Origin of the sequence: Streptomyces mirabilis (assembly GCF_039503195.1) — a bacterium.
Classification (GTDB): Bacteria; Actinomycetota; Actinomycetes; order Streptomycetales; family Streptomycetaceae; genus Streptomyces; species Streptomyces mirabilis_D.
This window is the reverse complement of the sequence record NZ_JBCJKP010000001.1, coordinates 2,068,253-2,089,112: the sequence shown is the minus strand read 5'-3', so window position 1 is coordinate 2,089,112 and position 20,860 is coordinate 2,068,253. Positions and strand designations below refer to the sequence as shown.

Genomic DNA, 20,860 nt, shown 5'->3' with positions numbered 1-20,860 from the left:
GGAAGGTCATGGCCGTGGTGGGATCCGGCCGCCCGCGTGGTCGCACGGCCCGTCCCGTCAGCGGAAGACCACGGTGCAACTCCCGTTGGTCAGCACGCGGCTCTCGCTGTGCCACTCCACGGCGCGGGAGAGCACATGGGCCTCGACGTCCCGGCCGATGGTGACCAGCTCGTCGGGGGCGCGCGAGTGGTCCACGCGGACGACGTCCTGCTCGATGATCGGGCCCTCGTCGAGGTCGGGCGTGACGTAGTGCGCCGTGGCCCCGACGAGCTTGACGCCTCGCTGGTGAGCCTGGACGTACGGCCGTGCTCCCTTGAAGCTCGGCAGGAAGGAGTGGTGGATGTTGATGGCCCGTCCGTCGAGCTGCTTGCACAGGTCGTCGGAGAGGATCTGCATGTAGCGGGCGAGGACCACGAGGTCGATGTCCAGTTCGTCGACGAGGCTCAGCAGTCGCGCCTCGGCCTCCGCCTTGGTCTCCTTCGTCACCGGGATGTGGTGGAAGGGGACACCGTAGGTCTGCGCCAGCGGCTCGAAGTCGCGGTGATTGGAGACGATCGCCGGGATCTCGATGTTGAGCGCGCCCGTGGATTTGCGGAAGAGCAGGTCGTTCAGGCAGTGGCCGAACTTCGACACCATGATCAGGGTTCGCGTCGGGGTCGAGGCGTCGTGCAGCCGCCAGCTGATCCCGTACGCCTGGCCGACCGGGCCGAACCCGGTGCGCAGGTCCTCCAGCGAGACGTCGGGATCCGAGACGCCGAAGTGCACCCGCATGAAGAAGCGGTCCTGCAGCCGGTCGTTGAACTGCTGGCTCTCCAGGATGTTTCCGGAGTGGCTCACGAGAAAGGTGGTCACGGCGTGGACGAGGCCGGCCTGGTCGGGGCACGAAAGGGTGAGGACGAACTCGCGGCCGGGCTGTGGTCGAGGGGACATGGCATCCTCCGTCGTGTCATGGTGATGCGTATCGTGCAACGTAGTGGGTGATGCGCAACATGCTCCAATGGGGGTGACCGGCTGGTCAAGGGATGGTGTGCAACTGTCACGACCGCGAGTGATCGTCCCGGTCGACGGGTGGACGTACCTGCGGAGTCCACCCGCGCATCTCAGGCCCGGCGGAGGTGGCGAGGCGGTCCGAGATCTTCTCGGCCGCTGCCTGCACCACGGCGGAAGCCCCTCCTGGTGCGGTGACTGCATGCCCTCCCGGGACTTCCCCGCCCTGATCGACCTCTACCTGCAGGGCCGCTTCGGTCTGGGCGTCTTCGTCCCCGAGGCGGTCGCGCTCGACGAGGTGGAGGAAGCGTTCGCCGAGATGCACCACGGTGAGGTCCTGCGCTCGGTGGTCCTCCTGTGACCGCGCGGATCGAGCGTCCGGTCATCTCCGGACGAGCACTTCGTCCTCGCCCGGCACCCGCAGGTGATCACGGCCCGCGGTATCTGCGTGGCCACCACCGGCGAAGGCGGCCGAGGACTGTTCCTTGTCGCTCATTTCGTCCGGCGCCGGGGCACGCGGTACACCGACCGCGGCAGCTCGTCTGGGGCGAACTGCCCCTGGACGCCTCCGAAGCCGGGCTCGATGAAGCCATGGTCGACGTCCTGCTGGACCGGTGGGACGAGCCGACGCTCCGACCGGCGGAGCTCCGGCCCCCTTCAGGGACTTCCGTTGCGAACTGCGCAACACTATGCGCATTCGGGAACCAATGTGCGGCTCCTCCCTCTTGACAGCACCCGGGCGCCACGGAAAGCATGTTGCACATAGCGATCGACGTTGTGTTATGTGAGACAACTCCCTCGTCTGGAGCCGGCATGAGGTGCATCACCGTCGTCGGAGCGTCGCCGGCAGGCCTGAGCACGGTTCGCGCACTGCGCGCAGAGGGCCACGACGGCGAGATCGTCGTCGTGGGGGAGGAGCGCCACACTCCCCACGACCGCCCGCCGCTGTCCGAGGACTTCCTCAAAGGCGACCTCGACGCCGACGCGCTCGCGCTCGGCGACGCGGACGAGTACGAGGCCCTCGACGTGCAATGGCCGCTCGGCGAGCGCGCGGTGCGGCTCGACCCCGATCCCCGGACCGTCACTCCGACCGGAGGACGGCATGTGCGCACCGACGGCATCGTCGTCGCGACCGGTGCCGGTCCCGGTCGTCGTCTCATGATCTCCCCGCCCCGGCTCCCCCTCCCGTCCCGACGGGAGACCGCCCTGAGCATTCCGCGGCACCTGCGTTACGCCGGGGACCACGAGTGGCTGGTCGTGGACAAGGGCAACGCCACCGCCGGCATCACCGCGTTCGCGGCGAAGACCCTGGGCGACGCAGTCCACCTGCGGCTGCCCGAAGTCGGCACGTGGGTCGAGGCGGGGGAGAGCTGTGGCGAGATCAGGTCGCTGACCTCCGTGAGCGGCCTGTACGCCCCCGCCTCGGAAGCGGTTCTGGAAGTCGACACCGCGCTGGCCGACGAGCCCGGCGTCGTCAACACGCTCTCTGCACCGTCGGCCGGCTGTTCCGGCTGCGCGTCGAGAACATCGCCGGCGCCCTGTCGGCCGATGCCTGTGCCGCCCACTGCGCTCACACCCAAGGAGACCGTCGATGACCCTCTTCAACCAGCCCCTGCGCGAGCTGGACCCGGCCGTCGCCGCCGCGGTCGACGCCGAGCTGCACCGTCAGCAGTCCACCCTGGAGATGATCGCCTCGGAGAACTTCGCTCCGGTCGCGGTCATGGAGGCCCAGGGCTCGGTCCTGACCAACAAGTACGCCGAGGGCTACCCGGGCCGCCGCTACTACGGCGGCTGCGAGCACGTCGACGTGGCCGAGCGGATCGCGATCGACCGGGTCAAGGAGCTGTTCGGCGCCGAGTACGCCAACGTCCAGCCGCACTCGGGTGCCTCCGCGAACCAGGCCGCGCTCTTCGCGCTGGCCCAGCCCGGCGACACCATCCTCGGCCTGGACCTGGCCCACGGCGGCCACCTCACCCACGGCATGAAGATCAACTTCTCGGGCAAGCAGTTCCACGTGGTCGCCTACCACGTGGACACCGAGACCGGTCTGATCGACATGGACGAGCTGGAGCAGCTGGCCAAGGAGCACCGGCCGAAGGTGATCATCGCGGGCTGGTCGGCGTACCCGCGTCAGCTGGACTTCGCCGCGTTCCGCCGGATCGCCGACGAGGTCGGGGCGTACCTGTGGGTCGACATGGCGCACTTCGCGGGCCTGGTCGCGGCCGGGCTCCACCCGAACCCGGTGGAGTACGCGGACGTCGTCACGTCCACGACGCACAAGACGCTCGGCGGCCCGCGCGGCGGCATCATCCTGGCGAAGCAGGCGTTCGCGAAGAAGCTGAACTCCTCGGTCTTCCCGGGCTTCCAGGGCGGTCCCCTGGAGCACGTGATCGCGGCGAAGGCGGTGTCCTTCAAGGTGGCGGCCTCGGAGGAGTTCAGGGAGCGGCAGCGCCGTACGGTCGAGGGCGCGCGGATCCTCGCCGAGCGTCTGACGGCCGCCGACGCCCGTGAGGCCGGGGTCGACGTGCTGTCCGGCGGCACGGACGTGCACCTGATCCTGGTCGACCTGCGCGCCTCCGAGCTGGACGGGCAGCAGGCCGAGGACCGCCTCCACGAGGTCGGCATCACGGTCAACCGCAACGCCGTCCCCAACGACCCCCGCCCGCCGATGGTCACCTCCGGCCTGCGCATCGGCACCCCCGCCCTCGCCACCCGCGGCTTCACCGCCCAGGACTTCACCGAGGTCGCCGACGTCATCGCCGAGGCGCTCAAGCCGTCGTGCGATGCGGAGGCCCTCAAGACCCGGGTCAAGGCCCTGGCGGACAAGCACCCGCTCTACCCCGGCCTGTAACCGACAACCTTCCGCAGGGGGGCGTGCCCGTGACCTTTCGGCACGTTCCTCCCACCCCCGGAGTACGGCGTGGCAATCAGCGTCTTCGACCTGTTCTCGATCGGCATCGGCCCGTCCAGCTCCCACACCGTCGGCCCCATGCGCGCCGCTGCGAGGTTCGGCGCCCTGCTGAAGAAGGACGGCCTGCTCGCCCAGACCACCGCCGTACGGGCGGAGCTGTTCGGCTCCCTCGGCGCCACCGGCCACGGCCATGGCACCCCCAAGGCCGTGCTGCTGGGTCTGGAGGGCAACGAGCCGCACACGGTCGACGTCGCCCAGGCCGACCGGGACGTCGAGCGAATCCGCGGCACCGGGCGCATCCGCCTGCTCGGTGCCGAAATCGGCCCGGCCCATGAGATCGACTTCGATGTCGCGAACCAGCTGGTCCTGCACCGGCGGCGCTCGCTGCCGTACCACGCGAACGGCATGATCCTCTTCGCGTACGACGCCGACGGTGTGCCGCTGCTCGAGAAGACGTACCACTCGCTCGGCGGCGGCTTCGTGGTCGACGAGGACGCCGTCGGGGCGGACCGGATCAAGCTCGACGACACCGTGCTCGCCCACCCGTTCCGCACGGGCGACGAGCTGCTGCGACTCTCCCGGGAGACCGGCCTGTCGATCTCCGCGTTGATGGAGGGAAAGGGGGCCGCAGCTGTGCTCGTCGACACGTTCCCCCGCGTCGCCACCGACCTGCGGGTACCGCTCACCGACCGGTGCAACCGTCCCGATGCCCGCCCTCGCCTCTGTCACGCGTCCCTTCTGCGGCACCTGCGACCGCACCCGGCTCACCGCGGACGGCCACGTGCGCGCCTGCCGGACGGAAGCGTTGTGGTCCTCGGAGATCTCGCTTCGGCCCTACTGCGTGGAGGTGACGTCGACCAAGGCGTCTACGTGTCACCCCAGTTCGCGGCGGCGGCACAGACCAAGCCCAACACGATGGGCAAGGAGCGCGCAGCGACTGTCGCAGCCTCGCTCCCCGACAGCGCACAGGAACTCGCCGTTCACCTGCGGCAGTTCGCATCCTGAGCCCCCTCGCGCGGTAGGCGGGCAAGCCCAGGACGCGAAGCCGTCGTACGGCAGACCCGTCGCTCCTCACTCCTGCGCCGTCTCGACCTTCCCCTTCCACCAGTAGAAGGCGGTGGTCGGCGATCCATCACACTTGCCGACTGCATCGCGATGCACTGGACACCGGGCAGGGGCGGAGTTCCGAAGACCCGGGTTCCGAAGACCCAGGACAACCAGGAGCGGAGAGCGCGCCTTCACATCGTTGCGCACCCGGGTCAACTCCCCCTCGGGAACATCACGGCGGCGGATCCGCGCGCATCGGGCTCCGTCACGGCGAGGTGCCAGGGCTGAGCCCGGAGGACATCGACTCCGCGCGAGGCGTTCTCCACGTCCGCCACCAAATCCACGCAACCCGTGGAAGGTTGTACTTCGCCCTGCCGAAGGGGAAGAAGACCCGTACCGTCGACACGCCCTCCTCGGTGGCCGAGGAGCTGAAGCGCCACGTCGAAGCGTTCTTCCCACCGCTGGAGGTGGAGCTTCCGTGGGGAAGCCGGAGGTGCGGGGAGGAAGTTCTCCCCGCTGTTCACCACACGCCTCGGCAACGCCGTCGCGGTGAACACGGGGAACACCTACACCTGGAAGCCCGCGCCGGCCGAGGCCGCCCTCATCCCGCCGCGCGCCGAGGAGCGAATCCCTGGCAGGGGGCGGCGGCCCCGAAGGACGGCTTCCACGTGCTGCGGCACACCTATGCCTCGATCATGCTGGAGGCCGGAGAGCCCGTCGTGTCCTTGGCGCGGTGGTTCGGGCACTCCTCGCCCGCGATCACCCTCGGTTACTATGCTCACTTCATGCCGGAGGCCGGAAGCAAGAGGCGCACCGCCATCGACGGACTGCTTGGGGAGCGGGGAGATCGGCATGCCGGTCGAAACTCCCCAGATTCTCCCCAGGCCCGTTGACGGGCGATTCCCGTTGCTACGCCCCTCCAAAGTTGCCGTGGATCGCAAGGTTGCATAGATGGGTGGCCTGGGGAAATGCTGAAAGAGGTCACCGTGACCCGCTACATCACGCCGCTGCGTGAGGGCGGCTCGCTGCCGGGGCTCGTCGAGGCCGACGATCTCGGGACGTACGTCATGAAGTTCACCGGCGCGGGGCAGGGGCGCAAGACGCTCGTCGCGGAGGTCGTCTGCGGTGAACTCGCCCGTCGGCTCGGCCTGCGCGTGCCCGGCTTGGTGACACTCGGCCTCGACCCGGTCCTGGGGCTCGGGGAGCCGGACCAGGAAGTGCAGGAGCTGCTCAAGTCGAGCGGCGGACCGAACCTCGGGATGGACTTCCTCCCCGGCGCGATCGGCTTCGACTCCCTCGCCTTCGAGGTGAGCCCCGAGGAGGCCGGGCGGATCGTCTGGTTCGACGCGCTGGTCAACAACGTCGACCGTTCCTGGCGCAACCCCAATCTGCTGATGTGGCACGGCGACCTGTGGCTCATCGACCACGGCGCCACCATGATCTGGCATCACCACTGGCCGGGCGCGGCGACCTCCGCGGCCAAGCCCTACGACGCCTCCGACCACGCGCTCGCGCCCTTCGGCCCGGACATCGCCTCCGCCGCGGCCCAGCTGGCGCCGCTGGTGACCGAGGACCTGCTGGCCGAGGTGACCTCGGAGATCCCCGACGCGTGGCTGGCCGACGAACCCGGCTTCGACTCGCCGGACGCACTGCGGCGTGCCTACGCGCAGCCGCTGCTGGCACGCGCCGGCGTGATCGAGGGGCGCATCAAGGGCTTCGAGGGGGACAAGTGAGCGAGCGGGACGTCTTCGAGTACGCGCTGCTGCGTGTGGTGCCGCGGGTGGAGCGCGGCGAGTGCTTCAACGCGGGCGTACTGGTGTACTGCCGCGCCAAGTCCTTCGTCGGAGTGCGCACCCATCTGGACGAGACCAAGCTGCTCGCCCTGGACCCGGAGGCCGACGTGACCGGCGTACGGGCCGCGCTACGGGCAGTCGAGGGGGTCTGCGCGGGCGGGAAAGCGGCAGGTCAGGCCGCTGGTGACGATGCCGGGCGGCGTTTTCGCTGGCTGATCGCGCCCCGTTCGACGGTCGTGCAGCCGGGGCCCGTGCACACCGGACTCACCGCCGATCCGGAGGCGGAGACGGAGCGGTTGCTCCAGTTGCTGGTCAGGTAATGGATCACACCCACGCGGTGTGCCGTTGACACCGGGTGCCAGGGCTTCTAGCGTCACGTCTACCGAAGGTACTAAGCGGTCGCTCACCGGACGGGCGTACCGTGTGAGCCGCAAGACATTCCACCGCAGGACATTCCACCGCAGGGCATTTCAAGCCACAGGGCTTTTCAAGGGCGAGGAGAACCAGCAATGTCCACCACTGAGCAGCGCGTCGCCGTAGTCACCGGTGCCGCGCGCGGCATCGGCGCCGCGACCGCCGTACGACTGGCCGCCGAAGGCCGCGCCGTCGCGGTGATCGACCTCGACGAGGCCGCGTGCAAGGACACCGTCGAGAAGATCACCGCCGCCGGTGGCAAGGCCCTCGCGGTCGGCTGCGACGTCTCCGACGAGGCCCAGGTCGAGGCCGCGGTCGCGCGGATCGCCGAGGAGCTCGGTGCGCCGACCGTCCTGGTGAACAACGCGGGCGTGCTCCGCGACAACCTGCTGTTCAAGATGGCCGCGTCCGACTGGGACACGGTCATGAACGTGCACCTGCGCGGCGCCTTCCTGATGGCCAAGGCCTGCCAGAAGTACATGGTGGACGCCAAGTTCGGCCGGATCGTCAACCTGTCGTCGTCCTCGGCGCTCGGCAACCGCGGCCAGGCCAACTACTCCGCCGCCAAGGCCGGTCTCCAGGGCCTCACCAAGACCCTCGCCATCGAGCTCGGCAAGTTCGGCGTCACCGCCAACGCCGTCGCGCCCGGCTTCATCGCCACCGACATGACGGCGGCCACCGCCGAGCGCGTCGGCATGGGCTTCGAGGACTTCCAGGCCGCGGCCGCCACCCAGATCCCCGTGCAGCGCGTCGGCAACCCCGACGACATCGCCAACGCGATCGCCTTCTTCACCGGCGAGGCCGCCGGATTCGTCTCCGGCCAGGTCCTGTACGTGGCCGGCGGACCCCTCAACTGACGCCGGAGGGCACGACATGACCACACTCCCCGAACTCTCCGGCAAGGTCGCGCTCATCACGGGCGCGAGCCGCGGCATCGGTTACGGCATCGCGGAGGCCCTCGTCGCGCGCGGTGACCGCGTGTGCATCACGGGCCGCAACGAGGACGCCCTGAAGGAGGCCGTCGAGGCACTCGGTGCCGACCGTGTCATCGGCGTCGCCGGCAAGGCTCACGACCTGGCCCACCAGGCCACGGTCGTCGAGCGCACCATGGAGGCCTTCGGCCGCGTCGACTACCTGGTCAACAACGCCGGTACGAACCCCGTGTTCGGCCCGATGGCCGACCTGGACCTGGACGTGGCACGCAAGGTCTTCGAGACCAACGTCATCTCGGCGCTCGGCTTCGCCCAGCTGACCTGGAAGGCCTGGCAGAGCGAGAACGGCGGCGCGATCGTCAACATCGCGTCCGTCGCCGGCATCTCCCCGTCGCCCTTCATCGGTGCGTACGGCATGAGCAAGGCCGCCATGATCAACCTGACCGTGCAGCTGGCGCACGAGTTCGCGCCCAAGGTGCGGGTCAACGCGATCGCGCCTGCCGTCGTCAAGACCAAGTTCGCGCAGGCCCTGTACGAAGGCCGGGAGGCGGAGGCCGCCGCGTCCTACCCGCTCGGCCGGCTCGGTGTGCCCTCCGACATCGGAGGCGCCGCCGCCTTCCTCACCTCGTCGCAGTCGGACTGGATCACCGGTCAGACGCTCGTCGTCGACGGCGGCATCTTCCTGAACGCAGGAGTGGGCTGACCGGAGTCCCGAGACGGGACGAACGGAGCATCGACGCGGGCGCTGATGGACGAAATCGGCGCTCGCGTCGACGTATGAAGACGGACAGCCAAATGACAACGTAGTCACAAACGCGCTGATCAAGTGCCCTGCCGGGAACACGGATCCACCGGTGTGGCGCTGCGGTATGGTCTGCCGACCCTTGGTACGGCAGATCGAGGAGCGTGCGCGTGTTCAACCGGAACCCATGTCTGCGGCATCTGGCGGCGGTCACGTCCATCACCCTGGTGGCCGGGTGCGGCGTCCTGTCCTCGGCGTCGTCCGGCGACAAGGGACCGATCGTCGTGGGCACCACCAGCGCCCCGAGCACGCTGGATCCGGCCGCCTCCTGGGACGGCTCCTGGGAACTGTTCCGCAACATCTACCAGACGCTGCTGAGCTACCCCTCCGGGGCCACCACGCCCGAGCCCGACGCCGCCCAGAGCTGTGGGTTCGCGGACACCTCGAACCTCGTGTACCGCTGCGAGCTGCGCGCCGACATGAAGTTCTCCGACGGCGACCCCTTGGACGCCCGGGCCGTCAAGTACTCCATCGACCGGATCAAGAAGATCAACCTGCCCGGCGGCCCCGCAGGCCTCCTCGGCAGCCTCGACCGGATCCAGGTACTGAACGCGCGCGAACTCGTCTTCCACCTGAACAAATCGGACGCGACCTTCCCGTTCGTCCTCGCCACCCCGGCCATGTCGATCGTCGACCCCGACGACTACCCCGCGCACGCGCTGCGCAAGGACGGCAAGGTCTTCGGGTCCGGGCCGTACAGCCTGCGCTCCTACGAGGACGGCAAGCAGGCCGAACTCGTCAGGAACGACCACTACAAGGGCTTCGCCGAGCTCAAGAACGACGCGGTCACGATCCGCTACTTCCAGGACTCGGGGCAGATGGTCGACGCCCTCAAGGACAAGAAGATCGACGTCACGTTCCGTGGTCTGGCCTCCAAGGACATCGTCTCGCTCCGGAGCAAGGGGGCTGACAGCGGACTGCAGCTCGTCGAGGGCGCGGGCATGGAGATCAGCTACCTCGTGTTCAACCCGAAGGATCCGTGGGCCAAGAAGCTCGCGGTGCGCAAGGCGGTCGCCCAGGTCGTCGACCGTGCGGCGATCGCGCACAAGATCTACAAGGACACGGTCGACCCGCTGTACTCCATGGTCCCCGCGGGCCTGACCGGTCACACCACGGGCTTTTTCGACGACTACGGGGACCCCAGTCCGTCCAAGGCCCGGCAGATCCTCTCGCAGGCGGGCATCTCCGAGCGCGTCCCGCTCACCCTCTGGTACACCACGGACCGCTACGGCTCCGAGACCGCCCCGGAGTTCCAGGAGATCAAGAGGCAGCTCGAGGACTCCGGTCTGTTCCGCGTGTCGCTCAACGGACGCCCCTGGAAGACCTACGAGGAGGGCTACCGCAAGGGCGAGTACCCGGTGTTCGGGCGCGGCTGGTTCCCCGACTTCCCGGACGCCGAGAACTTCATCGCGCCCTTCGTGGGCCGGCAGAACGCGCTCGGCACGCCCTATCCGGCTCCCCGGATCACCGACACTCTGCTGCCCGCCTCGCGCCGCGAGAGCGACCGTGGAGCGGTGGTCAAGGAGTTCGAGGCGGCCCAGCAGATCCTCGTCGACGACGCACGGCTGCTGCCGCTGTGGCAGGGCAAGCAGTTCGTGGCGGCGAGTGAGGAGATCTCGGGCGGGGAGCAGGCGCTGGACCCCTCGACGATCATGATGATGTGGGAGCTGCACCGCAAGACCAGCTGGTAGGTCACGGGCAGGACCCGGCGAGTGGTGTCGTCCTACGGGGTGCGGGGCCGATTGTCAGTGGTCGCCTGTAGGTTCTGAGACCTGGAAGTGACCGCACATCGGAGGAACTTGACGTGACCGACACCGCCATGCTGCCCGAGTCCTGGCGCGGCGTCCTGGGTGACGAACTGCAGCAGCCCTACTTCAAGGAACTCACCGAGTTCGTCGAGGAGGAGCGCGCCAACGGTCCCGTCTACCCTCCGCGCGAGGAGGTCTTCGCGGCGCTGGAGGCGACTCCGTACGAGCGGGTGAAGGTACTGATCCTCGGCCAGGACCCGTACCACGGCGAGGGCCAGGGCCACGGCCTGTGCTTCTCGGTCCGCCCGGGGGTGAAGACCCCGCCCTCGCTGCGCAACATCTACAAGGAGATGAAGGAGGAGCTGGGCACCCCGATCCCGGACAACGGCTATCTGATGCCGTGGGCCGAGCAGGGCGTCCTGCTGCTGAACGCGGTGCTGACCGTGCGCTCCGGTGAGGCCAACTCGCACAAGGGCAAGGGCTGGGAGAAGTTCACGGACGCGGTGATCCGTGCCGTGGCCGACCGGCCCGACCCGGCGGTCTTCGTCCTGTGGGGGAACTACGCGCAGAAGAAGCTCCCGCTCATCGACGAGAAGCGGCACATCGTGGTGAAGGGCGCGCACCCGTCGCCCCTCTCCGCGAAGAAGTTCTTCGGCTCCCGCCCCTTCACGCAGATCAACGAGGCGGTCGCCGGGCAGGGCCACGAGCCGATCGACTGGCGGATTCCGAACCTCGGCTGATCCGGGACCGGAAGCGGCCCGGGCCGGGTGCGGGCGTCCGGTCCGGCCGTCACCGGGGCGGCTCAGTGGTGTCCGGGGGCGCCTGAGCCTCATTGTCAGTGTGTCCGGTTAGCGTCGGAAGGGACAGCGACGAGCCTGGAGGACGCGGTGGCGGAGCAACAGGAGCAGGCGGCGCCGGACGCCATGATGACCCGGATCGGCCAGGTCGTCATGCTGCACCACGGTGGTGACCGTGAGGAGGCTCGGGGGCGTTTCCTGGATCTGTGGGGGGAGATCGGCGAGGACGGCGACCCCCTGCACCGCTGCACCCTGGCGCACTACCTGGCGGACACGCAGGACGACCCCGCGGACGAACTGGCCTGGGACCTGCGGGCGTTGTCGGCGGCCGAGGAACTCACCGACGGCGACGTCGCCGAGCGTCACCGGTCGGTCGCGGTGCGCGCGTTCTACCCGTCGCTGCACCTGAACCTCGCGGCCGACTATGTGAAACTCGGCCGCTCCGAAGCCGCCCGCAGCCATCTGCGCCATGCCCGGGGCGCGGCGGGAGCCCTCGGGAACGACCGTTACGGGGACGGCGTACGCGCGGCGATCGGCCGTCTGGAGCTGAGACTCGACGGGACGGGCCCGTCGCACGGAGGGCCGGGGGAGGATCCCGGCTCCGTCGAGGGGCCCGGCACTGTCGAGCGGCCCGGTCCCTTCGGCGGGTCCGGAGGGGAGACCCTCGGGCCGCCGAGACAGCGCCCCTAGATCCTGCGGACACCGGCCGTGGTCAATGCCCGTAAGACCGCTTGCAGATGACCGCCTCCGGACTGTCCGCCTTCCAGCCTCCGTACTTCCGGCCGAGGGCACACACGTCCGTGTTGTTCGGCAGCTCGGGGGCGACGGGTGGGACGTCGGTGCGGGGTGCGGGCCGGTGGGGCTGTGGGTGGGGGTGAGGCTGCGGGCGTGGGTGATGCGCGGCGCCCGGGTGGCGCGGAGGGGCCTGCGGGGCGGCGGGCGCCGGGGCGGGCGTACGGTGCGGCGCCGGAGCGCTCGGTGACGGCTTCCGGGACGGCCCGATGAGTTCCAGCGCCTCGCGCGCCGGCGCCTGCACGATCTGCGGCCCGGCCTTGCCGTCGGGACGCGGCGGCGACGTCCGGGACGGCCCCGTCGGCAGGGTGGGAGCGGGCGGTCGCTGGACGGTCACACAGCCGGAGAGCGTGGCGGTGGCCATGGTGACCAGGAGCGTTGCGGCGGTCGTCGTTCGATGCACCCGCTCAACTCTGCTGCGTCCGGCCCGCTTTGGGGAGCTGACAAGCGGAGGTTGCCCCACACGGGTGATCCTTCCGTCCCTGCGGAGGGCGCCGGTGTCCGCAAGGTGACCCGACGCCGAGTGCCCCTGTCTCACTCACCCGTGGCGCCGTCGATCCGTTCCCGGATGAGATCCGCGTGACCGTTGTGACGCGCGTACTCCTCGATCATGTGGGTGTAGATCCACCGCAGGTTGATGGGGCCATCGGTGAACTTGCTCCTGCCCTCGCAGGCGTCGTCCAGCGCGAAACGAGCCGCGTTGCGCCGGGCGATCCCGATCTCGGCCTGCCAGGTGGCGTACGCCTCGTCCCAGGTGTCCGCGTCGGTGAGATGGAACTCTCCGTCCCGGTCCTCCTCGCTGCAGTAGATCGGCCCCGGATCGTCGCCCACCAGAACCTTGCGGAACCAGCCACGCTCCACCTCCGCCATGTGCCGCACCAGACCCAGCAGGGACAACTCGGAGGGCTCGACCGAGGCGGTCCTGAGCTGGGCGTCGTCGAGGCCCGCGCACTTCATCTCCAGGGTCTCGCGGTGGTAGTCGAGCCAGCCCTCCAGCATGGACCGTTCGTCGGCGTTGGTCGCGGGTTCGGTGCGCTGCTTCGTCATGCCCGTATTTTCGTCGAGCGCACGGTCGTTCACCAGGGCTTTTCCTGCCCCCGACTGTCGCCGGGCCGCTGCCCGCCCTCCACTGCGGCCGTATGCTTCCGGCGAGGCCCGCGTCGTAACGGAAGGAGACCCTCGTGAAGGTCGGCTGCATCGGACTCGGCGACATCGCGCGGAAGGCGTACCTGCCGGTGCTCGGTGTCCAGCCGGGGGTCGAGCTGCATCTGCAGACGCGGACGCCCGCGACGCTGGCCCGGGTCGGCGACAGCCTCCGCCTGCCGCCGGAGCAGCGGCACACCGACCTGTCGGATCTGCTGGCGCAGAACCTCGACGCGGCGTTCGTGCACGCGGCGACCGTCGCGCACCCCGAGATCGTGACGCGGCTGCTGGAAGCGGGCGTGCCGACCTTCGTCGACAAGCCGCTCGCGTACGAACTCGCCGACTCCGAGCGTCTGGTGCGGCTCGCGGAGGAGCGGAACGTCAGCCTCGCCGTCGGCTTCAACCGGCGTCACGCGCCCGGGTACACGCAGTGCGCCGATCACCCCCGCGACCTGATCCTGATGCAGAAGAACCGCATAGGGCTGCCCGAGGACGTGCGCACGATGGTCCTCGACGACTTCATCCATGTCGTGGACACGCTGCGGTTCCTGGCGCCGGGGCCGATCGACGACGTGAGCGTGCGGGCCCGGGTCGAGGGCGGCCTGGTGCACCATGTCGTGCTGCAACTCGCCGGGGACGGCTTCACGGCGCTGGGTGTGATGAACCGGCTGAGCGGCTCGGCGGAGGAGATCCTCGAGGTCTCGGGGCAGGACACCAAACGCCAGGTGGTCAACCTCGCGGAGGTGATCGACCACAAGGGGCAGCCTTCGGTGCGGCGGCGCGGGGACTGGGTGCCGGTGGCCCGGCAGCGCGGCATCGAGCAGAGTGTGCTCGCCTTCCTCGACGCGGTGCGCGTCGGCAAGGTACTCAGCGCCCGTGACGCGCTGGCGACTCATGAACTGTGCGAGCGGGTGGTACGAGCGGTTCAGGAGCGGTCCGCCGGGTCCTGAACGCCCGGAAGCCCTCCGTCGCGCACAGCCCCGCCAGGATCAGCAGCGCCGCGTGCACCGGCCAGTCGCCGAACCGGACGTACGGGGTGACGCCGTGCGCGAGCGGTACGTCGTACACCACCGCCGCGCTCGCGTCCGTGCCGAGCCAGGAGCCGATCCGCTCGCCGCTCGGGCCGTAGACGGCGGAGACGCCGGTCAGCGTCGCGTGCACCATCGGGCGGCCGGTCTCGGCGGCCCTCAGCGCGGCGAGCGAGGCGTGCTGCTCGGGGGCCCAGCTGTGCTGGAAGGTCGAGGTCGAGGACTGTGCGAGGAGCACCCCGGCGCCGTCCTGGGCGAGATGGCGGCTCATGTCGGGGAAGGCGGTCTCGAAGCAGATCAGCGGGCCGACGCGCAGTCCGTGCCCGACGTTCATCACGACCTGCTCGGTGCCCTTCCTGCGGTCCTCGCCCGCCGCTTTCCCGACCGAGGTCGCCCAGCCGAGGAGGGAACGCGCGGGTATGTACTCGCCGAAGGGGACGAGCCGCATCTTGTCGTAGCGGTCGCCCGTCGGGCCCTGCGGTCCCACCAGGACCGAACTCTTGTAGATCCCGGGCCGGTCGGAGCGGTGCGCGTCGACGTTCACCATGATGTCGGCGCCGGTCAGCCGGGACAGCGCGGCGAGCCGGTTCGCCAGGTCGGGGCGGTGCGCGAGGTCGAAGCCGACGCTGCTCTCACCCCAGACGACGAGGTCGGGATCCTGCCCGGCGAGGGTGCGGGTGAGGGCCTCCTCGCGTGAGAAACGCGCCTCCGCACTGTCCGCGCCGCCGATCACCCCGGGCTGTACGACGGCGATCCGTACCTGGCCCGTCACGTCCGGGCGCGGCGACCACACCCAGGTCGCCGAGGTCACGGCGGCCGTCGCGACCAGTCCGGCGACGGCGGGCACACGGGACTCACGCACCGCGACCAGTACGGCGAGCGCCACATTGACGGCGACCACCAGGAAGCTGAGCAGCCACACCCCGCCGACCGATGCGAGTCGCAGCGCGGGTCCGACCTGCCACTGGCTCGACCCGAGCAGTCCCCAGGGCCCGCCGAGGCCCTGCCAGGACCGGACGAGTTCGACGATCAGCCACCCCGACGGCAGGACGAGGAGCGCGGCCCCGACCCGCCCCGCCGAGGGCACCCCGCCGAGGAACCGCCGGACGAGCCAGCCCCAGGGCGCCCACAGCGCGCCGAGCAGTGCCGCTATGACGACCGTGAAGACATTCAGACTCGGCAGCAGCCAGTGGTGCACGGCCAGCATGAAACCCAGCCCGCCGAACCAGCCGTCGTAGGCGGCCCGCCTGCCCGTCGGGGCCGAGCGGGCCAGCAGGATCCAGGGCACCAGGGCGACGTAGGCGAACCACCACCAAGAAGGGGCGGGGAAGGCGAGCATCGGCAGTGCGCCGGCCACTACGGCGACGATCGCGCGCCGCCACGGGGAGGCGAGCCACAGATCGGGCCCACTGCCCAGCCAACGCTCGGGCCAACGCTCGGGCCTCTTCATACAGGGTCTCCCTCCCCGGGGGATGCCTCCAGTGTGCGCGTCGGCGACGATCTCCGACAGAGGGCCTCCCGTCAGGGCTTTCCGGTCAGGGTGTACTCGGGCGGCTTGCGGTCGGCGCGTCCGGTCAGGTGGCGGCGGGTTCCCGGCCCGGCTGGGGCGCGCGGCGCCATTTCTCCTGGACGACGACCTCGCGCAGGCGCCAGCCCAGGTCCGTACGCACCAGTTCGAAGGCGTACCGGCCGCCGCACACGAAGTCGGGCGCGGTGGACCCACCGTCGTGGCCCGCGAACCGCATCGGATTGATGTAGTCCGCCTGGACCCGGGCCGTGTCGCCCGTTTCCTGGTCCAGCGCCCCGAACCGCAGCCGCCGGTTCACGATCAGATGCTGGCGCATGGGGAAGAGCTCCATGCTCCGCGCGAGCCATCCCGCGACCTCGTCGGCGCCGCCCTCGATCCCGCCGGCCGAGCGGTAGTCGGCGCGTCCGTCCGGTGCGAACAGCCTCCGGTACGCCTCCCAGTCGCCGTCGTCGACGGCCACCGCGTACTCGGTCACGAGTCCGTCCACGGCGAATCGGTCCATCACGGTCGCGAGCTCTACACGCTGCGTCATCGGCTCAGTGTTGGCCACGGCGGGTGCGCAGCCAAGGGGCGTGCGCCAACAGGTGTATAACTCCGCCTCGTAAGCAAAGGGAGTTGGTGCGGATGGGCGATTTCTATACTGATCGGATGATCACCGTACCGCTCAGCGCGCTCGAAGTGGCCATGGTCCAAGCGGGCGCCGGAGCCGCAGACACGTTACGAGACACCACCGAGTTCGCCCGGCGCCTGGAAGACCTCGGTTACCTGCGACTCTGGTACGCCGAGCATCACCATTCCCCGGCCATCGGAGCGTTCCCGCCCGTCGTCCTGACCGCCCACGCGGCCGCGTTGACGTCGTCCATCCGTCTCGGCTCCGGGGGCGTTCTCGCTCCGCACCACGCCCCGATCATGCTGGCGGAGCAATTCGGCACGCTGTCCGCACTGCACGCGGGCCGGATCGACCTGGGCATCGGCCGCGGCCCGGGTACCTTCGACGATTCCACGGCGCGGGCCCTGCGCCGCGGGGCCGGTCCGACAACGGACGACGAGTACCGCGACGACGTGTCCTCGACTCTGCGTTTCCTGGTGGACGAAGTCGCGCTCAGCCCGCTCCCGGAGCCGTGGCTGCTCTCATCGAGCACGGCGGGCGCCGCGCTCGCCGCGGAACTCGGGCTGCCGATCGCCTTCGCCCATCACATTCGTCCCGACAACACCCTGGCCGCGCTCGGCCACTACCGCGAGCGTTTCTCCCCCTCCCGCTGGTGCGCTCGCCCGCGCGTGCTGATCTGCGTGGAAACGGTATGCGCCGAGACCGATGAGGAGGCGGCCCGGCTGGCCGGCCCGATGGGCGTCGTCAAGGCCGGACTCCTCAAGGGGCGAGGCGACCTTCCCTTCCCCACGCCCGAAGAGGCGGCGGCCCACTCGTTCACCGCGGAAGAAGCGCGCGTGCTGACGAGCTTCCGTGTCCATCAGGCACACGGCTCACCCGAGACCGTCGCGAAGCACCTGACGGACCTGGCGGACCTGACGGGTGCCGACGAACTCATGCTGGTGACGCCCGTCTACGCCTTGGCCGACCGACTGAGGTCGTACGAACTCGTCAAGCGGCACGTCATGGAGGAACCTCGTGCCGACGGGCGACGTTCATGAAGCATGGCTGTGATCTACAAGACCACGATGACGCCCAGCAAGCTGGAACTCCTCGCCGCCTGGCTTCCCGGGCAGCCGTGGTACATCGGCGCGGCGAGTGAGCCGCACCTGACCAAGGCCGGTGGGTTCCGGCTCGATGATCCTCAAGGGGAGGTGGGAATCGAGTTCATGGTGGTCACGGACAACTCCGGCGAGCGACCGCGCTCCTACCACGTGCCGCTCAGCTACCGTGGGGCGCCGCTCGACGGAGCCGATCGGGCGCTCATCGGCACGTCCGAGCACGGGGTGTTGGGACGGCGGTGGGTGTACGACGGGACCCATGACCCGGTCCTCGTCGCTCAACTGCTCGATCTCCTCCAGGGCCGCGCCGAACCGCAGGCGCAGAGCGAGACCGACACTCCCGCCCCGTCCGTCACCAGCCACTTCACTGGAGCCGGCTTCTCCACCGTGATCGCGTCGGCAGCCGTCGACGACCGGCAGCACGGCACCGCCATCATGGTGGAAACCAAGGAGGAAGCCGGGCCGCACGGTCGGTCGGCGGGCGCCGTGACCATCGACGTCATGCGCGTCCTCCGGTCCGACTCGCAGGCTGCCCGGTCCCATGCGGCCCGGTCGGCCCGAGGACATGTCGTCGCCGACTGGCGGGCGAAGAACGGCGACGAGAGCCGCGGCCTGTTCGTCGTCCTGCGCGACACGGCGCGTTGACCGGACTGCCCGACGCCGACCGTAGTCCCCTCGCTCACGCGTCCCACTCGTCTCACCCGGACGAATACCGCGGCTGCCTACGCCTGGCGCTCGCCGTATCCCTGACCCTGCTCACCCTCGTCGCCGCGTACTTCTGCTGGATGGCGCTGACCATCAGCCCGTCCGGCTCCTGGGACGACGACGCGTACGCCGGCATCGTCCTGTCCTGCGTCCTCACCGTCGGTGCTGCCGGTGAGGCGACGGGGTTTGCCTGCCCGTGGGGGCGTCCGGGCTGTGAGAGGGGTACGACGATGGCTGGTGACGCGCGCGACGGGCTGATACGCGTGGTGTATCTGGAGCGGATCTCCGCGCTGATGATGGCCGGGGGCGCGGTGCTGTCCGAAGCGGTGCTGTGTGCCCTGGTCGGCACGGCTCACGACCGCGAGACGCTGATGATGGGATCGACAGCGATCGCTTTCGTGTCCGTGCTGCTGCCGCCGATGGGTCTTCGTCTCCCCGCCCGCCTGCGCCGCACCTACGACGATGCCTCGCCGATCGAGAGCGTCGCCGCACCACGCGACGGGCAGGACGCGGTGCGGCGGCTGTTGCTGCGGCGCACGGCGGGATTCGGGGGCGTCATGGCCTGCTGGTTCCTGTTCATCGGCCTGGCGTCCCATCAGGTGCTGCCGCCGATCATGCTGGTCACGCTTGCCCTGACCCAGGGGGCGCGGTCCCGGGCGACCGCGGGCTGGGAGCGCGCGAACGGGGCCGTGCTGTGGCAGGGCGTCCCCGGGCTGTGGGGGCCCCGAGGCCGTGTGTTCCGTGTGCCGTACGTCGCCGCGGACCCCGTCGCCCAGGACGTATCCATGAGGGCGGGTTGACGCATCCTCACCCCTTGCACGGCGGTGCGTCCTCGATCGTAGAGTGATCGAAGACGAGTACGGGCTCGATACGGACCCGGGTTGCCCGTTCGCCACCAGGAGGCACGTATGACACGCCATGTCACCGTCGTCACGGGCGGCAGCCGGGGGATCGGTGCCGCGACGTGCGCGCGTCTCGCGGCGGACGGACACGACGTGGCGGTGGGGTACGTGCGCGACGGCGCCGCCGCGGAGTGGACCGCGAGCGCCGTCCGCGCGGCCGGGGCCCGCTGCGTCACGGTACGCGTGGACACCTCCGACGAGGACGACGTCGAGCGGCTCTTCGACACGGCGGCGGACCGGCTCGGGCCGGTGACGGGATTGGTGAACAACGCCGGTGTGACCGGTCCGCTGGGCAGGCTCGCGGACACCGACCCCGCCGATCTACGGCGTGTGGTGGACGTCAACCTGCTGGGCACGCTGCTGTGTTCGCGGCGGGCCGCCCGGTCCATGGCGGCCTGGGGGAGCGGCGTCATCGTCAATGTGTCCTCGGCGGCGGCCACACTCGGCAGCCCCGGTGACTTCGTCCACTACGCGGCCACCAAGGCCGCCGTCGACGCCCTGACGGTGGGCCTCGCCAAGGAACTCGGCCCGGACGGCATCCGCGTCAACGCGGTCGCACCCGGCATGATCGCCACGGAGATGCACGCCACCAGCGGAGATCCGGGCCGCGCCGAGCGCGCCGCCTCGTCGATTCCGCTGCGTCGCGTCGGTCAGGCCGAGGAAGTCGCCGCGGCCATCGCGTGGTTGATGTCGCCCGATGCGTCGTACACGACGGGGGCGGTGTTGCGGGTGTCCGGGGGACGGTGAGCCCCGACGGGGGTGCCGGTCACCGGCCCTTGGACTTCGTCCGGGTCCCCATGCTCGATCTCACGCGGCCTCGACGACCTCTCCGCGTATCGCTTCCGCCCACTTCACGACCAGCAGCTCGTACTCCGCGCGCTCCTGGGCGGAGAGGGAGCCGCCCGCGCGCATCCACAAGGCGCGGATCTGCTCGTTCAGCGCCGCAGCGGACCGCACGGAACCAGAGGACATTAAGTCGGGGGACATGCGCACCAGCCTAGGGGCAAGGACTGACACTGCGCTACCGGGCGGCTACTCATCCCGTATGCGGTTCGTCACGGCCGACGCGGAGCGACGCGAACGGGCTCGGTCGATCCATACGATGACGCACCGGCCCCGGAGTTGAGCGCCCGAGAAGAAGGCACACAGCGTGAGGAAGTGCTCGACCAGGTAGACGCGCAGTCACCCCGGAATCCCTGGAATCCGACGGCCGAGGCCGCTGCCGCGGGGGCGTCCGGCAGGCCCGCGAGGACCTGGTCGATGTCCGCTGCGAGCAGGGCACGGGTGATCTCGTCGACCGCGGCCGGAGCCGGCAGACGGGGCGGGGCGGTGCAACCGTCGTACACCTCGTCGTGGTCCAGGAAGCCGATGTCGTCGCCGGACAGCGCCCGGTCGAGAGCGGTGTGGAGGGGTGCCCAGCGTGCCGTCCCGCGGCGGTACCGGAGCAGGCCCCACAACGCCCAGTCGGTGTCCAGGACGTCGTCGGGCGGAGGGTCCCGATGAGGGGCGGCGCCGGGGGAGTCGACGGCCGACCCGCGACACCGTGCCAAGTACTCCGGAGTGGCTCGGGCGAACTCCTGGATCAGGGCCATGTGCTGGAGCATGGGCAGGTCGGAGGTGC

The 20,860-nt window shown here is 70.0% G+C and carries 21 protein-coding genes and 3 pseudogenes; 17 read left to right on the top strand and 7 right to left on the bottom strand.

The annotated features are described in order from the left end of the window. Positions 1 to 57 precede the first annotated feature (57 nt). Positions 58 to 930: a formyltetrahydrofolate deformylase gene (gene purU, locus AAFF41_RS10155; RefSeq protein ID WP_319751412.1), complete on the bottom strand. Its 873-nt coding sequence runs from the start codon at positions 928 to 930 to the stop codon at positions 58 to 60. 238 nt (positions 931 to 1,168) lie between these two features. Here purU and AAFF41_RS10150 point away from each other — a divergent pair. The 12 genes and pseudogenes from AAFF41_RS10150 to AAFF41_RS10095 form a co-directional block, all read left to right on the top strand. Further along, positions 1,169 to 1,348, top strand: a pseudogene (locus AAFF41_RS10150) (S-(hydroxymethyl)mycothiol dehydrogenase); the annotation flags it as partial. 392 nt (positions 1,349 to 1,740) lie between these two features. Next, positions 1,741 to 2,409, top strand: a pseudogene (locus tag AAFF41_RS10145) (glycine cleavage system protein H); the annotation flags it as partial. A gap of 169 nt (positions 2,410 to 2,578) precedes the next feature. After that, positions 2,579 to 3,838: a serine hydroxymethyltransferase gene (gene glyA, locus AAFF41_RS10140; protein ID WP_343323865.1), complete on the top strand. Its 1,260-nt coding sequence runs from the start codon at positions 2,579 to 2,581 to the stop codon at positions 3,836 to 3,838. A gap of 69 nt (positions 3,839 to 3,907) precedes the next feature. Beyond that, positions 3,908 to 4,510, top strand: a pseudogene (locus AAFF41_RS10135) (serine dehydratase beta chain); the annotation flags it as partial. A 1,130-nt stretch (positions 4,511 to 5,640) separates the two neighbouring features. Next, entirely contained in the window at positions 5,641 to 5,838 is a 198-nt protein-coding gene (locus tag AAFF41_RS10130) for an integrase (RefSeq protein WP_319751459.1), read from the top strand. A 75-nt stretch (positions 5,839 to 5,913) separates the two neighbouring features. Then, positions 5,914 to 6,678 carry a HipA family kinase gene (locus AAFF41_RS10125; protein WP_054229084.1) on the top strand — a complete coding sequence of 255 codons (765 nt, stop codon included), beginning with the start codon at positions 5,914 to 5,916 and terminating at the stop codon, positions 6,676 to 6,678. Then, complete coding sequence (locus tag AAFF41_RS10120) at positions 6,675 to 7,058, top strand: DUF3037 domain-containing protein (protein ID WP_060900867.1); 384 nt, start codon at positions 6,675 to 6,677, stop codon at positions 7,056 to 7,058. The genes AAFF41_RS10125 and AAFF41_RS10120 overlap by 4 nt, the downstream gene beginning before the upstream one ends. Before the next feature lie 189 nt (positions 7,059 to 7,247). After that, positions 7,248 to 8,009: a 3-oxoacyl-ACP reductase FabG gene (fabG, locus tag AAFF41_RS10115; protein ID WP_054229082.1), complete on the top strand. Its 762-nt coding sequence runs from the start codon at positions 7,248 to 7,250 to the stop codon at positions 8,007 to 8,009. Between the two features lie 16 nt (positions 8,010 to 8,025). Further along, positions 8,026 to 8,787 (top strand): SDR family oxidoreductase, encoded by a 762-nt coding sequence (locus tag AAFF41_RS10110; protein WP_060900866.1) that lies wholly within the window; start codon positions 8,026 to 8,028, stop codon positions 8,785 to 8,787. A gap of 209 nt (positions 8,788 to 8,996) precedes the next feature. Continuing rightward, on the top strand, positions 8,997 to 10,577 hold the full coding sequence (locus AAFF41_RS10105) for an ABC transporter substrate-binding protein (protein WP_319751411.1): 1,581 nt from the start codon (positions 8,997 to 8,999) through the stop codon (positions 10,575 to 10,577). A 113-nt stretch (positions 10,578 to 10,690) separates the two neighbouring features. Next, a complete protein-coding gene (locus AAFF41_RS10100) occupies positions 10,691 to 11,374 on the top strand; it encodes a uracil-DNA glycosylase (RefSeq protein ID WP_054229079.1) in 684 nt (227 codons plus the stop codon). Between the two features lie 147 nt (positions 11,375 to 11,521). Continuing rightward, positions 11,522 to 12,121, top strand: a complete 600-nt coding sequence (locus tag AAFF41_RS10095; protein ID WP_319751410.1) for a tetratricopeptide repeat protein — start codon at positions 11,522 to 11,524, stop codon at positions 12,119 to 12,121. Positions 12,122 to 12,143: 22 nt separating this feature from the next. Here the strand turns inward: AAFF41_RS10095 and AAFF41_RS10090 are convergent, their stop codons facing one another. Together AAFF41_RS10090 and AAFF41_RS10085 are read right to left on the bottom strand one after the other, a co-directional pair. Next, positions 12,144 to 12,626 (bottom strand): hypothetical protein, encoded by a 483-nt coding sequence (locus AAFF41_RS10090; RefSeq protein ID WP_343323864.1) that lies wholly within the window; start codon positions 12,624 to 12,626, stop codon positions 12,144 to 12,146. Between the two features lie 131 nt (positions 12,627 to 12,757). Then, positions 12,758 to 13,270, bottom strand: coding sequence for a DinB family protein (locus tag AAFF41_RS10085; RefSeq protein WP_319751408.1), 513 nt, complete (start codon positions 13,268 to 13,270; stop codon positions 12,758 to 12,760). 134 nt (positions 13,271 to 13,404) lie between these two features. Here AAFF41_RS10085 and AAFF41_RS10080 point away from each other — a divergent pair, with 134 nt between their 5' ends. Continuing rightward, positions 13,405 to 14,316, top strand: a complete 912-nt coding sequence (locus AAFF41_RS10080; protein WP_343323863.1) for a Gfo/Idh/MocA family protein — start codon at positions 13,405 to 13,407, stop codon at positions 14,314 to 14,316. Here the strand turns inward: AAFF41_RS10080 and lnt are convergent. Then, positions 14,234 to 15,844: an apolipoprotein N-acyltransferase gene (gene lnt, locus AAFF41_RS10075; RefSeq protein WP_343323862.1), complete on the bottom strand. Its 1,611-nt coding sequence runs from the start codon at positions 15,842 to 15,844 to the stop codon at positions 14,234 to 14,236. The genes AAFF41_RS10080 and lnt overlap by 83 nt on opposite strands. A gap of 124 nt (positions 15,845 to 15,968) precedes the next feature. Continuing rightward, a complete protein-coding gene (locus tag AAFF41_RS10070) occupies positions 15,969 to 16,454 on the bottom strand; it encodes a nuclear transport factor 2 family protein (protein ID WP_319751405.1) in 486 nt (161 codons plus the stop codon). Between the two features lie 116 nt (positions 16,455 to 16,570). Here AAFF41_RS10070 and AAFF41_RS10065 point away from each other — a divergent pair, with 116 nt between their 5' ends. From AAFF41_RS10065 to AAFF41_RS10050, 4 genes are all read left to right on the top strand, one after another. Next, positions 16,571 to 17,572, top strand: a complete 1,002-nt coding sequence (locus tag AAFF41_RS10065; protein WP_319751404.1) for an LLM class flavin-dependent oxidoreductase — start codon at positions 16,571 to 16,573, stop codon at positions 17,570 to 17,572. A 3-nt stretch (positions 17,573 to 17,575) separates the two neighbouring features. After that, positions 17,576 to 18,277, top strand: a complete 702-nt coding sequence (locus AAFF41_RS10060) for a maltokinase N-terminal cap-like domain-containing protein (protein WP_319751403.1) — start codon at positions 17,576 to 17,578, stop codon at positions 18,275 to 18,277. Next, positions 18,274 to 19,137 (top strand): hypothetical protein, encoded by an 864-nt coding sequence (locus tag AAFF41_RS10055; RefSeq protein WP_343323861.1) that lies wholly within the window; start codon positions 18,274 to 18,276, stop codon positions 19,135 to 19,137. The genes AAFF41_RS10060 and AAFF41_RS10055 overlap by 4 nt, the downstream gene beginning before the upstream one ends. 108 nt (positions 19,138 to 19,245) lie before the next feature. Beyond that, entirely contained in the window at positions 19,246 to 19,986 is a 741-nt protein-coding gene (locus tag AAFF41_RS10050) for an SDR family NAD(P)-dependent oxidoreductase (protein WP_054229070.1), read from the top strand. A 60-nt stretch (positions 19,987 to 20,046) separates the two neighbouring features. Here the strand turns inward: AAFF41_RS10050 and AAFF41_RS10045 are convergent, their stop codons facing one another. Both AAFF41_RS10045 and AAFF41_RS10040 read right to left on the bottom strand, forming a co-directional pair. Then, positions 20,047 to 20,226 (bottom strand): hypothetical protein, encoded by a 180-nt coding sequence (locus AAFF41_RS10045; RefSeq protein ID WP_075032584.1) that lies wholly within the window; start codon positions 20,224 to 20,226, stop codon positions 20,047 to 20,049. Between the two features lie 68 nt (positions 20,227 to 20,294). After that, complete coding sequence (locus AAFF41_RS10040) at positions 20,295 to 20,831, bottom strand: DUF1877 domain-containing protein (RefSeq protein WP_319751401.1); 537 nt, start codon at positions 20,829 to 20,831, stop codon at positions 20,295 to 20,297. Positions 20,832 to 20,860 lie beyond the last annotated feature (29 nt).